This window comes from uncultured Kordia sp., from assembly GCF_947496985.1.
GTDB lineage: Bacteria > Bacteroidota > Bacteroidia > Flavobacteriales > Flavobacteriaceae > Kordia.
Genome location: NZ_CANMEZ010000007.1, coordinates 164,313 through 177,044 on the forward strand (window position 1 = coordinate 164,313; position 12,732 = coordinate 177,044).

The following is a 12,732-nucleotide window of genomic DNA, read 5'->3' on the forward strand; positions in this document are numbered from 1 at the left end:
TTATATTTTGTGAGTATATTATTGTTTCATTAAGGTTTCACTTCAAAAATCATCGTAGTTTCTAGCATTTTAAAATACCCGAAATTTGATAGATCAATATAAACCTTCATCTTATATACACCAACATCTACTATCCTATCGTAAAGATCAATCCATATATTGTCAAAAGAAAGCCATTGCTCTTTTTTGGATTAGCAGATCTATGAACAAAAACTTTCGTTTTTGCCTTTTCTTGAATGTATTTTTTAAACGTTTCACCTTTCTTTTTATAGAGTTCGATTGTCAATTCTGAATCTGACAACACATTTATCTCTTCTAAACCATTCTGGCAAGTACAACTCTTTTGTTCCATAATTGACGATTTTTAGAGAAAAGGTTTTCTTTTTATCTAACTTAAAAATCTTCTTATTGGGTTTAGCTACCATTTTTATATTATAAAAATCAGTAGTCATTGCCAATAAGCTATCTATATTTTTATCCTTTAATAGTTTTTTGTAGTATTCACCAGTCTTATGCTCATAATCTGAATCTGAAAGAATGTCCAAAAATTCATTTTTCACATAGGGTTTAGGCGTTTTACATCCTATTATAAATAAGGCTACCATTACTATATAAAAATTGTTTTGCCATGTTATCAAAACGAGAATTCGCATAAATTATTTTCATCAAATAGCAATACTATTTTTATAGCGATTTATCACTCAAAATACGCTCGTAGATGATTGCTATTTCTTTACCTAAAATTAAACTAAAAAATACAACTTTTATCTTTGATAATTAGACGAATAGTGTACTTTTGCCGCGAATTTAAAAATGTATCGAAATGGAGTTAAATTTTAAACACATTTTAACGGCAAGTATGGTACTTTTTGCCGTGATTGATATTATAGGTAATATTCCTATTATCATAGATTTAAGACGTAAAACTGGGCATATTCAATCTGGAAAAGCCACTATTATTGCTGGTGTTATTTTGACCGTGTTTTTGTTTGTTGGACAAAGTGTATTGAGTTTGATTGGTATCACCGTAAATCAATTTGCAATCGCAGGATCATTTGTACTATTTTTTCTAGCATTAGAAATGATTTTAGGGATTACTTTATTTAAGGAAGATGAAGGTGCATTAAGTGATGCTTCTGTCTTTCCTATTGCGTTTCCATTAGTTGCTGGCCCTGGAAGCCTGACTTCTATTTTATCGCTTCGAGTTGAATTTAATCCACTAAATATTGTTATCGCTATTTTAATCAACATGATTATTATGTACGTTGTACTGAAAGCTTCCGCTAAAATTGAACGTATGCTTGGGCAAAACGGAATTCGTATTTTAAGGAAAGTTTTTGGTGTAATTTTATTAGCAATTGCTGTTAAGATTTTTACAACAGGAATTCAAAAAATATTTGCGTAATTTTGCAATGTAGAAAATGTTGTTACGTATATAATTGATATACGTAACAACATATCTTACCTAAACTCATAAAAAATGAAAATATTCACGTATATATTAGTTGTTATTGCCACATTACTTTGTATTTACAATGCAACAAAACTTGATTTCTCCAATTTATTACAAGGCGATAGTTTGGTTGCTTTAATTAGTATTGTAGCATCGCTTTGCGCGATTCTTATTTTATTAATTTTTATGACTTCGAAGAAGATTCAGGATAAAGTTAATAATAACAAATAATGTTTGACGCTCTTATTATTGGTGGTGGCGTTTCAGGAATGCAATGTGCGCTTGTGCTAGGTTCTGCAATAAATAAACCTTTTGCTTTAGATAAAAAAGTCGGTATTATTATTCACCAAAAAGCTTCTCATTTACAGAATGCATTGTTTAATAATGTACTCGGTTTGCCCGAAGGAAAAACTGGTGCTGTTATTTTGGAAGAGGGAAAAACTCATTTACAAAAAGTATATCCACACGTCCAACAAGTTGAAAACGAAAAAGTATTAAAAATTACTGGAGAAGCCGGCAATTTTCATATTGTTACGAATAAGAATACATATCAAAGTAAGTTAGTCGTCATTGCTTTGAATTATGCTAAACCATTAACAATTGATGGTTTGGATACTTTTATTGCACCTCATCCAAGAGCTGCTGCTAAGAAAGATCGTATTTATTTGAAAAACGAAGATCATTTGATAAAAGAAGGTTTGTATGCTTGCGGAACTATTGCTGGTTGGCGAAGTCAGTTTGCCATTGCTGCTGGAAGTGGCGCACAAGTAGCAACAGATATTTTAACTCTTTGGAATGATGGAAATCATACGAAAGTGCATGATAAGGTATAGTTTTTCTTAAAAGTAGATTCAAAAGTAAAGTATATCGTGAATTTGTAGTTAAAAAATTTTAATTTCCGTCATTACGAATTAACAAATCTAACAATCTAAAAACGAAGTAATCTATATGCTAATAGCGCTAACTTTCTATTCTTATTTTTTGTGTAATTCAATGATTTTCTGCAACATTGCATCTCCCTGATTGAGCTGTTGTTGATATCCGTTTCCATCAAATAATTGCTCAATAAAAATGGCTTTGATATGTCTTTTCATTTGTGCTGCGTATTTTTCAATGTAGATACGCTGTCCACGCACATCACTTAAATATTTTGTGTACTCTTTAAGCATTTCATCACTAACTTCAAATTCTTTTGTGAATTCTGACACAGACATATTACTATAAAGCTTTCTGTTTTCATCTAGCTTTTCAAAAACAAAATCATCAATATATCCAATAATTTTTGCGCGCAATCCTCTTTCTAATGAAAGTTCTTCTGGTGTATATTTTAATGGCACAAAGACATCTGGAATGATTCCGCCGCCGCCATATACTATTTTACCTTTTGGTGTTTCAAATTTTAAAGAATCGGCAACTTTTATACTATCTATTGATTGTAATTCACCTGTTTTGAATCGCTTGTAGTATTCATCAAAATAGTCTTCGTTTCCTTTTTTGTATGAACGTTGAATGGAACGACCTGTTGGCGTGTAATACCTTGAAATCGTTAATCTTACCACAGAACCATCACCTAAAGGCATTGGACGCTGCACCAATCCTTTTCCGAATGAACGTCTTCCTACAATAGTACCTTTATCATTATCTTGCAACGCGCCCGCAATGATTTCACTTGCAGAAGCTGACTTTTCATTGATCAACACATAAATTTGCGCATCTTCAAATTCACCTTGATCAGTTGCATAATAATTTTCTATTTCTCCTTTTTTATCTTTTGTAAAAAGAATCAATTTTCCATCTTTAAGAAATTCGTCCGCAATTTGCTGTGTAACATCTAAGATTCCACCTGGATTATCTCGTAAATCCAATGCTAAATTCTTTGCTCCTTCTTGTTGTAAATTTGTTAAAGCAGTTTTGAATTCATCATAAGTTGTTTCTGCAAATCGATTGATTTTTATATAACCTAAATCATCTGTCAGCATGTAATTTGCAATGACACTTTTGATAGGAACTTTGGCTCTTTTCAGATTAATTATAATTTCTTCGTCTGTCTTTTTGCGATATATTTTAAGTTTTACAGCTGTGTTTTCTGTTCCTTTTAGTTTTGAGATTACATCTGTATTTCGCAGTTTTTTACCATATAATGTATCATTGTCTGCCATTAAAATACGATCTCCTGCTTGAATTCCTGCAGTTACACTTGGTCCACCTTCTAAAGTACGTACAACAGTTAGTGTATCATTTACCATATCAAATCGAATTCCAACACCAACAAAATCACCTTGCATATTTTCAGCAACGCGTTTTTCTTCTTCCGAAGGAATATACACTGAATGTGGATCTAAATTTTCCATGATGTTTTTCACAGTAGCATCCACAATACTATCTACATCAATATCATCTACATATTCGTAATCGATATAATCAATAAGTTTGTTTAGTTTATCTTTACTTGTGTTTGAAGAAAACAGTTTTTCTGGCGAAGCACTAAAATTTAGTTTTCCGCCAATAACTACTCCTACAGCAACTGCTGCGGCAATGATAACTGGAAGTAAGTATTGTGTTGTTTTATTCAAAGGTTTTCTATTTTAAGAAGCGTCAACTATAGGAATGTGTTCTACTTCAACGCCTGCTTTTTGTAAAAATTGTATTCCAGAATCGTCTTTGTATGCATCTACATACACGACTCTTTTTATTCCAGATTGATGAATGAGTTTGCTACACTCTTTACAAGGAGACATAGTAATATACAATGTGGCATCAACACATGATTGTGTAGAAGCGGCAACTTTTAAAATAGCATTTGCTTCTGCATGCAACACATACCATTTGGTGTATCCTTCTTCATCTTCGCAAAAATTTTCAAATCCTGAAGGTGTTCCGTTGTATCCATCAGAGATAATCATTCTGTCTTTTACAATAATCGCGCCGACTTGTTTACGTTTGCAATACGAGAGTTTTCCCCATTCGGTTGCCATGCGTAAATAGGCATGATCATATTTTGCTTGTTTTTGTTTTGGCATGACCAAATTTAAAGTTTTTACAGCTAAAAAAAGCAACTTATTATAGTTGCTTTTGTCTTCTTAACGAAGATATTAGGTTTCTGCTGGAATCACAACAGCTTTGTTGTTAATTTTTTACCAAAATTGAGTCGTTGGTTTTTATAAAAAGTTCACGTCAATAATATGAATGGCAACTCCTAATACAATTGACGAAACGACTAGTATCCAATCTCTTTTTGAGAATCGGAATACGGTTTGAAATATGAATGAAAGTACCAAAACAACTAATACTACAATAATTTGTGCTACTTCTACACCTAATGCAAACTCTATCATTGGCATCAATTTTCCGCTTACGCCAGAAGTAATCGTTTTAAAGTAGTTTGAAAACGCCAAACCATGAATTAAACCAAAGAATAACGCAGCTACTAATAATAACACCAATTTTGTTTTGTCACTACTTTTTCCTGCTGTAAATATATTGAATAACGCTGTCGCTAGAATTGTGACATATACTAGTAATTCTGCTAAGTTGGCTTTTACAGAAATTACGCCATACGTTGACAATAGTAATGAAATTGTATGTCCAATAGTAAAAACAGTTACAAGCCAAAAGACACGTTTCCATTCTTTAAATGTGTAAGCTACTGTAAGAACTATTAAAAATAAGACATGATCGTATCCGTTTAAATCTAGTACATGGTTGAGTCCTAGCTTGAAATAGATCAAAAAATCATTCATCATAAGGTTAAATTTTTAGGTTGGGGTTCGTGTTTCAAACTTATATTATTTTTTTTATACTTTAAAAACCACGTTCTTTTTGCAATTGTTCATAGGCTTTTTGCACTCGCTGAAATTTCTCTTTTGCTCCTTTTACGTGCTCTTCTCCTAAATGCTGTACTTTGTCTGGATGGTATTTTTTTACCATTTTACGATATGCTTTTTTCACTTCGCTATCCGAAACTGACTTATCAATTTCTAAGATTTTGTAGGCACTATCGCTAGCATTATAAAACATGGCTTTGATCGATTCAAAATCACGGTTGTTAATATATAGATATCCTGCAATTTTTTCAATCAGTTCAACTTCTTCTTCACTTACGTGATTATCCGCTTTGGTAACACCAAATAAATAGTGTAATAATTGCAAACGCGATGAATGATCCATGTACAACTGAATTTGCTGACACACTTGACGTGTAGAAATATCTTTCTTTTTTAAGACGCCATTAAACAGTTGAAAAGCATGATTGGCACGCTCTTTTCCGTACATTTTTACAAAATAGCTACGTACATAATCCAATTCAGATTCTGAGACTTCTCCATCTGCTTTCATTACAATTGCAGAAAGCACTAATAAACTTACTTCAAAATCTCCTGGTTTGGTTTGTTCGCGTTTTTGTGAAGGTTTTCTACGTCTGCGCTTTTCATATATTGGATCTTGACGACGAGAATTTCCTCTTTTTTCTTTTGGCGGCTCTAATAATAAGCCTTTTGCTGTTACTTTGTCTACTGCAGCTCCTACAGCAAATCCAATAGCAGCACCAATTGGGCCACCTAATGTCCAGCCTAATGCGCCTCCAATCCAGCTTGCAAATCCACTCATACGTTTCGTTTCTGTTTGTTTTTTATCAAAGATACATTTTCCGCAGAAAAAATTATCAAAATATTATGTGAAGGTAAAATTATGATTCATATTATGGCGCACAATATGTATTGACAGTTTTCTATCAATTATAATCTTAAAGGTAGTTTTTAGGTTCTTATTAAATTTTCCGCTAAGAAAGTTATGAAATTAAAAGATTTAATAATTATTCAACATCTTTAAAAAATTCTTCTAGTGTGATCCTATGAATATCGGTAATACGTATTAAACTTGATACCTTAAAATCATAACCTGATTCCCATCGCCACATTTGTTTTGGTTGAATATTGTTATCAAATGCAAATTGTTCATGGCTTTTATATCCGGCTTCTACTCTTAGGTCTTTAATTCGTCTCCCAATTTTTTTTAGCATCTCGTCTTTTTCTAATGCGCTCATAAAGGTTAAAATTCTCAATTCAGAGCGCAATAATTTACGTCATACATGACGCATTCAAGTTATATTTTTTATTTTTACGTCATGTATGACGTAATTTTTTACTTAACACGTATTACTAGACTTAAAAAAGCATGGGTAAAAAGAAACAAAGCGCTGTTTTAGAAGAAAAAAAAGAATATTTCAAAAAAGCTGCAACAGTTAAAAAAGGGTTGAAAACTCAAAAATATTTTAAAAAAAACTCATTGTTAATCATTATTACAATAGTTCTTTTTATTATTGATTTTTTATCAGTAGCTACCTTAAATTTTTCTTTTTCAAATTTAATTATTGGCACTAATCCCTCCAATTTAGAATACTTTGGTCCTGGTGAATTTTGGATTTTTACCAAGATTTTGTTTTTTGGAATTATTAATGGGTTTATTTTGATTCTGATCACCATTTTGTTGCGACGTTTTCAAAACAAAGAATAAAGTATAACTACATCTAGAACTGGCAAAAACACAGTCTTATTCTTTTAACTTTCTTTAACAAAAAACAGTATTTACATCAATACGTTAGAAAAGATTTAATCCGTATCTTTGTATCATTATTAATGAATTAATTTAAAAGATTATGTATCCACCAGAATTGGTAAAACCAATGCGCGAAGATTTAACGGTTGTTGGTTTTGAAGAATTACATACGGTAGAAGCTGTTGATACTGCTATTGCAAAAGAAGGAACAACTTTGGTTGTTGTAAATTCTGTTTGTGGTTGTGCAGCTGCCAATGCAAGACCTGGCGCAAGAATGTCTTTAGATAATGATAAAAAACCTGACAACTTGGTAACAGTGTTTGCAGGAGTTGATAGAGAAGCTACGGATAAAGCAAGAAGTTATATGATTCCTTTTCCTCCTTCTTCACCAAGTATGGCATTGTTTAAAGATGGACAATTAGTACATATGTTAGAACGTCATCACATTGAAGGTAGACCAGCAGAAATGATTGCTGAAAACTTAAAAGACGCTTATAACGAGAACTGCTAATATATTCTTACCCAAAAAAAATACTATAAAACCACGTTTTTGCGTGGTTTTGTTTTATACTTTTACCACATTATAAAGTACCAAGTAGTGAAATTCTTATCGTATATATTATCCTCCATTTACATGCTGTTTTTCGGCTTGTTATTAGTAATTTTCCATGGAATTCAATGGGTTTTCCTAAAGTTAGGTGGGCAAAAATGGCATAACCGAAGTGTAAATATGTTACAATTTTGGCTAATGCGTTGTCACAATCTTTTAGGAACACGCTATATTCTGAGAAATACACATCAATTAAGTACAGATCAGCCATTAATTATTGTGTCTAATCATCAAAGTATGAACGACATTTCTCCGTTGATTTGGACCTTTAAAAAACACTATCCAAAATTTATTAGTAAGAAAGAACTCGGAAAAGGAATTCCTAGTATTTCTTTTAATTTACGTCATGGTGGTGCAGCTTTAATTGATAGAAATGATCCGAAACAAGCCATTACTGAAATTATCAATTTTGCCAAACGAATTCATGATAATACTCATGCAGCTGTTATTTTTCCGGAAGGAACACGTAGCAGAGATGGCCATCCAAAACCTTTTAAAACAAAAGGATTGGAAGTATTGTTTAAGTATATTCCGAATGCACAAATTGTTCCTGTAACGATTAATAATTCTTGGAAAACCACTAAATATGGAAAGTTTCCGTACGGATTGGGTTCAAAAATTACTGTTGACGTACATAATCCAATTCAATTGAGTGATTACCCAAGAAACAAACGTGCAGAATTGCTTGAACATATTGAAAAAACAATCACAGATCATATCATTGTAGATTAATTTATGCTCGAAACTCAACTTATAGAAAAAACGATTTCTTTTGTTCAAGAAACACTCAAAAACGCAGAAGGCGGACACGATTGGTTTCATATTGAGCGTGTATATAAAAATGCATTATTGATTGCGAAAGAAGAAAATGTAAACGAGTTTATTGTCAGTTTAGGTGCATTGCTACATGATATTGCAGATTCAAAGTTTCATAATGGTGATGAAACCGTTGGTCCAAAAGTAGCGCGTGAATTTCTGGAAAGTTTACAAGTTTCTGAAGCTGTGATTATTCATGTAGAACAAATCATTTCTAATATTTCGTTTAAAGGCGGAAACTTTAATCAAAAATTTACTTCTCCGGAGTTAGATGTAATTCAAGATGCAGATCGTATAGACGCTATTGGAGCTATCGGTATTGCACGCTGTTTCAATTATGGCGGTTTTAAAAACCGCAAGTTATATGATCCTGCTGTTCCAGTTAATCTCAACATGACAAAGGCAGCATATAAAAAATCTACCGCACCAACAATTAATCATTTTTACGAAAAGTTATTATTACTAAAAGACAAAATGAACACCAGCACTGGACAAAAAATTGCTGAGCAACGTCATGCGTATATGGAACAGTTTCTGGAGCAGTTTTATGCGGAATGGAATGGAGAAAGATAGATTTTTAAAGACTTTTTCGTTTCAAGAGATAAAATCGCTTACGCTTTTAGATTATTAGACTTTTCATCGTCGTCATGCTAAACTTGATTCAGCATCGCATATGAGCAAGCTAGTATATGAGATTCCGAGTCTAGTTCAGAATGATCTAATCAAGGTGTTTTAAACAAAGAATTTAAAACGTGAACTTCTAAAACCAATAAACTCATTGCCTAAAAAACATAAAGTTAAAATCTCACAAAAAATAGTCTTGATTCTTTGTAAATCTACTGAATCATTAATTTCATTTCGCTTCGATATTTGGAAGCGCTTTTCCCTGTAATCTCTTTAAAGAGTTTATTGAAGTGTGAAAAGTTATTGAAACCACTTTCGTAACAAATATCCGTAATACTACTTTGACTTTCAAGCAATAACTTTGTGGCGTGCGTTACTCTATATTCATTCACTAATTTGGTAAATGTTTTTCCTGTGACCTTTTTAAAATAACGACAAAACGCAGGAACCGTCATATTTACTTCATTAGCAATTTCATCAAGTGTAATATGTTTTTGAAAATTATTATTGATGTATTTAAATATCGTATCAATTTTCACGCTGTCTTGCGGCTGCGTTTCAAAAGCAAAACCATCCACATTTAATAATTCATAATCTTCTGCAAGTGCCAACATTTGCAAAATTTCTAGTAGTTTAATGATTCTTTTAAAACCATCATATTTTGGAAGTTTTTCTATTTTCGGACCAACAATTTTCTTAGTTTCTGGTCGAAACCGAATACCTCTTTTTGCCTTTTCTAGCAACAAAGAAATATCTTGCATTTCTGGCAAGTTGTAAAATTCTTTTCCTAAAAAATCTGTTTTGAATTGAATGAGGGTTTCTTTTCCTTTCGATGTTAATCGATCTGCAAAACCATTATGTGGCAAATTTGATCCAATCAATATCAATTGACTATTATTAAAGTAAGATAAATGATTTCCTATATGACATTTTCCCTTGCCTTTGTTTACATACACCAACTCTACTTCTGGATGAAAGTGCCAAAAAGCCAATCCACGCTTACGTTTTTTGGTATTCTGAGCCACTAAAACAGAATTTCCAAAATCGTGTGTTATCTTTTCGTAAGTAGGTTTAGTGTTCATAATGCTTAGTTACTTTCGCAAATTTACTTCTAAATCCATATAAAAAAGTATGTTTTTTTAACTCAATTCTATACTATTTTAACTTAAAAAAAAGTTTGCAATTATTTAACGGTTAAAATAATACACATATTAGTCAAAATAGCTGTTTTCTAATAGCTGAATCAACCTTAGTTTTGTCATGTACTATTTAAAATAAAAGTCATGAAAAAAAGCATTAAAAACATTGTATCTATACTAATAATGATCATTAGTATAACGAGTTACGCAAATAGTGACTATTCTTTCGACACTAGAAAAGGTAGCACTGTATTAACATTATCAAATGTTAAAAAAGGACATCAATTACTCATTAAAGACACTAACTTTTTAGTTCTTTACAAGGAAGCTATTTCACAAAACGGCACGTATTCTAAAGGATTCGATTTGACGAATTTACCAGACGGAGCATATTATTTTGAACTAGAAAAAGATGTGAAAATTGTAAGTATTCCGTTTACAGTAACTGCAAATGAAGTAAAATTTAATAAAGAAAAAGAAACTACTATCTATAAACCAACAATACGACTTGCAGACGATAAGTTATGTATTTCTAGGCTTTCATTGGAAGCAAAACCTATGAAAATTGAAATTTATTATAGAGAAGTCATAGGAGACAATTCAAGTTTGTTATTTTCTGAAAAAATTGAAAACACTAAAGTTATCTCTCGTATTTATGAACTTTCTAAAGAGAAAAAAGGCAGCTATACTGTTGTATTTACTACAGAAGGAAGAGAGTTTGCTGAAAAGATTAAATTTTAGGCTATCCGTAATTCAACCAACTTAAAAGTGTAGCAATTTATCTAAAATGCTACGCTTTTTTTGTTATTACTTTAGTATTCAATATTGATAATCCCATTTGTAAATGTAAATACAGGTTCATCAAAAGTAGCATCTGTAGTTATGTTAAACGTGCCTTCCATTTTTGAATTTGTATGTGTCGTGATAGACGTTTCTCTGTTTCCAAAATTGACATCTGAAGAATAGTGTACATCATTATTGATAAAAATAAATTCACCTATTTGATTGGTCTCTTCTACCAATACAAAAAAACGTATGGCTTTTGAATTGTCATCAAATGAAGCCTCTACAATTCTATTCATACTATTTGTAGAATCTAATTGCACATTGAATTCTGTTAAAGAATACGCTACATTATTGAGATTAAAACGTATTGAATTTGTATTTTCAATTGGTGTATTTTCATCTTCTAATGAACAGGACAACATGGCTAGAGTCATGATACATAAAACTATTTTTTTCATTGGTATTCATTTAAATTTTAGCAATCTATTTTGACTACTTTAGCTTAAATGTATAGCAATAATGAATGAAAAGTCTTATATATTTTATAAGCGTTGTTCCTTTTTCGTAAGCGTTACTCAATAATTGAAATTTACCTTTAAGCTAAACTACTAAAACAGCGAATACTGTCCATTTTTATATTTTTCGTGCAATGTTCGGTTGAGTCTTGGCATTTTTTTGTCTTTAAAATATTTCAACCGCGCCAATTTGATTAAGTTTCTAATTTGCTCTGCTATTTTACCTTCACCACGCATTCGATTTCCAAATCGGCTATCGCCTAATGTTCCTCCGTGACAACTTTCTATTTGATGCAATACTTTTTCGGCTCTGTCGGGCATGGTTTTGCGAATCCAATCGGAGAAAATTTCACCAATAGCGCCATTCAATCGTACAATGGTAAACGCAATAGAGCTGGCACCTAATTCGGATACTTTTTTTGCCATTGGTAAGATTTCATGACTGTTGATTGATGGAATGATTGGTGCTAACATTACATTGACAGGAATTCCGTTTTCAGATAATATTTTTACAGTATCTAATCGTTTTTTAATACTTGCTGTTCTTGGCTCTAATACACGACGTGTTTCTTCAGACAAGGACGTAATAGAGATATTAACACTAACTAGATTATCCTTCGCTAATTCTTTTAAAATGTCTAAATCGCGCAGGATTAAAGCATTTTTAGTAATAATTCCAACAGGATGTTTATACTTCAAAAACACGTTGAGTAAGTTTCTAGTAATTTCGAATTTCTTTTCAGCGGGTTGATAACAATCTGTGTTTCCAGAAAGTATAATTGGGCATGCTTTCCAGCTTTTCTTTTTGATTTTTTCTTCTAGAAGTACAACTGCATTTTGCTTAACTAATATTTTTCGTTCAAAATCCAAACCTGCACTAAATCCCCAATATTCATGTGTTACACGCGCATAACAATAAATGCACCCATGTTCACAACCTTGATACGGATTTAAAGAATATTCCATACCAACATCTGGACTTTTCACTTTATTAATAATAGTTTTCGGAAATGTACTGATATACGCCGTTTTATTTTTATCCGCTTCTTCTCCTTCTTTCCGGCAGTATTCTAAAAAATCGGCACGTGTTTCATGCACATCTTTCAAAAAACGATTGTGTACGTTTTTTTGTGCGCCTCTTCCTTTTATGTTCGTTGAATTATTCAAGTTTGTCGTTTCTTTTCTCAAAAGTAATTCTCACGTAAGTGAATTGTGCCAATATTTACTTTTTTAAAG

General features: G+C 31.8%; 17 protein-coding genes. 8 read left to right on the forward strand and 9 right to left on the reverse strand.

The annotated features are described in order from the left end of the window. Positions 1 to 130 precede the first annotated feature (130 nt). Positions 131 to 352: a hypothetical protein gene (locus Q0828_RS17535; RefSeq protein WP_298424113.1), complete on the reverse strand. Its 222-nt coding sequence runs from the start codon at positions 350 to 352 to the stop codon at positions 131 to 133. A gap of 471 nt (positions 353 to 823) precedes the next feature. Between Q0828_RS17535 and Q0828_RS17540 the strand changes: the two genes are divergently transcribed. From Q0828_RS17540 to Q0828_RS17550, 3 genes are all read left to right on the forward strand, one after another. Continuing rightward, complete coding sequence (locus Q0828_RS17540; RefSeq protein WP_298424116.1) at positions 824 to 1,405, forward strand: MarC family protein; 582 nt, start codon at positions 824 to 826, stop codon at positions 1,403 to 1,405. Between the two features lie 75 nt (positions 1,406 to 1,480). Continuing rightward, positions 1,481 to 1,684 carry a hypothetical protein gene (locus Q0828_RS17545; protein WP_298424118.1) on the forward strand — a complete coding sequence of 68 codons (204 nt, stop codon included), beginning with the start codon at positions 1,481 to 1,483 and terminating at the stop codon, positions 1,682 to 1,684. Further along, complete coding sequence (locus Q0828_RS17550) at positions 1,684 to 2,286, forward strand: FAD-dependent oxidoreductase (RefSeq protein WP_298424121.1); 603 nt, start codon at positions 1,684 to 1,686, stop codon at positions 2,284 to 2,286. The genes Q0828_RS17545 and Q0828_RS17550 overlap by 1 nt, the downstream gene beginning before the upstream one ends. Before the next feature lie 141 nt (positions 2,287 to 2,427). Here the strand turns inward: Q0828_RS17550 and Q0828_RS17555 are convergent, their stop codons facing one another. From Q0828_RS17555 to Q0828_RS17575, 5 genes are all read right to left on the reverse strand, one after another. Continuing rightward, complete coding sequence (locus tag Q0828_RS17555; protein WP_298424125.1) at positions 2,428 to 4,026, reverse strand: S41 family peptidase; 1,599 nt, start codon at positions 4,024 to 4,026, stop codon at positions 2,428 to 2,430. 12 nt (positions 4,027 to 4,038) lie between these two features. Beyond that, on the reverse strand, positions 4,039 to 4,473 hold the full coding sequence (locus Q0828_RS17560; RefSeq protein WP_298424128.1) for a dCMP deaminase family protein: 435 nt from the start codon (positions 4,471 to 4,473) through the stop codon (positions 4,039 to 4,041). A gap of 138 nt (positions 4,474 to 4,611) precedes the next feature. After that, positions 4,612 to 5,193 carry a HupE/UreJ family protein gene (locus tag Q0828_RS17565; protein WP_298424358.1) on the reverse strand — a complete coding sequence of 194 codons (582 nt, stop codon included), beginning with the start codon at positions 5,191 to 5,193 and terminating at the stop codon, positions 4,612 to 4,614. A gap of 61 nt (positions 5,194 to 5,254) precedes the next feature. After that, positions 5,255 to 6,058 (reverse strand): TerB family tellurite resistance protein, encoded by an 804-nt coding sequence (locus Q0828_RS17570; RefSeq protein WP_298424131.1) that lies wholly within the window; start codon positions 6,056 to 6,058, stop codon positions 5,255 to 5,257. Positions 6,059 to 6,263: 205 nt separating this feature from the next. Further along, complete coding sequence (locus tag Q0828_RS17575; RefSeq protein WP_298424134.1) at positions 6,264 to 6,494, reverse strand: hypothetical protein; 231 nt, start codon at positions 6,492 to 6,494, stop codon at positions 6,264 to 6,266. A 131-nt stretch (positions 6,495 to 6,625) separates the two neighbouring features. Between Q0828_RS17575 and Q0828_RS17580 the strand changes: the two genes are divergently transcribed. From Q0828_RS17580 to Q0828_RS17595, 4 genes are all read left to right on the forward strand, one after another. After that, the gene (locus Q0828_RS17580; RefSeq protein WP_298424137.1) at positions 6,626 to 6,964 is read left to right on the forward strand and encodes a hypothetical protein; all 339 of its coding nucleotides are present in this window, start codon (positions 6,626 to 6,628) and stop codon (positions 6,962 to 6,964) included. A 142-nt stretch (positions 6,965 to 7,106) separates the two neighbouring features. After that, positions 7,107 to 7,517, forward strand: coding sequence for a BrxA/BrxB family bacilliredoxin (locus Q0828_RS17585; protein ID WP_298424140.1), 411 nt, complete (start codon positions 7,107 to 7,109; stop codon positions 7,515 to 7,517). Between the two features lie 123 nt (positions 7,518 to 7,640). Beyond that, positions 7,641 to 8,348 (forward strand): lysophospholipid acyltransferase family protein, encoded by a 708-nt coding sequence (locus Q0828_RS17590; RefSeq protein ID WP_298424142.1) that lies wholly within the window; start codon positions 7,641 to 7,643, stop codon positions 8,346 to 8,348. 3 nt (positions 8,349 to 8,351) lie between these two features. Further along, positions 8,352 to 9,005: an HD domain-containing protein gene (locus Q0828_RS17595; protein WP_298424145.1), complete on the forward strand. Its 654-nt coding sequence runs from the start codon at positions 8,352 to 8,354 to the stop codon at positions 9,003 to 9,005. A 263-nt stretch (positions 9,006 to 9,268) separates the two neighbouring features. Here Q0828_RS17595 and Q0828_RS17600 read toward each other — a convergent pair whose 3' ends face one another. Continuing rightward, a complete protein-coding gene (locus Q0828_RS17600) occupies positions 9,269 to 10,138 on the reverse strand; it encodes an AraC family transcriptional regulator (RefSeq protein WP_298424147.1) in 870 nt (289 codons plus the stop codon). A gap of 201 nt (positions 10,139 to 10,339) precedes the next feature. On the opposite strand from Q0828_RS17600, the gene Q0828_RS17605 reads away from it, so the two are divergent. Further along, the gene (locus tag Q0828_RS17605) at positions 10,340 to 10,936 is read left to right on the forward strand and encodes a hypothetical protein (protein WP_298424151.1); all 597 of its coding nucleotides are present in this window, start codon (positions 10,340 to 10,342) and stop codon (positions 10,934 to 10,936) included. A gap of 71 nt (positions 10,937 to 11,007) precedes the next feature. Here the strand turns inward: Q0828_RS17605 and Q0828_RS17610 are convergent, their stop codons facing one another. Then, positions 11,008 to 11,439, reverse strand: a complete 432-nt coding sequence (locus Q0828_RS17610) for a hypothetical protein (RefSeq protein WP_298424154.1) — start codon at positions 11,437 to 11,439, stop codon at positions 11,008 to 11,010. Positions 11,440 to 11,589: 150 nt separating this feature from the next. Further along, positions 11,590 to 12,663, reverse strand: coding sequence for a PA0069 family radical SAM protein (locus tag Q0828_RS17615; protein WP_298424157.1), 1,074 nt, complete (start codon positions 12,661 to 12,663; stop codon positions 11,590 to 11,592). Positions 12,664 to 12,732: the final 69 nt, after the last annotated feature.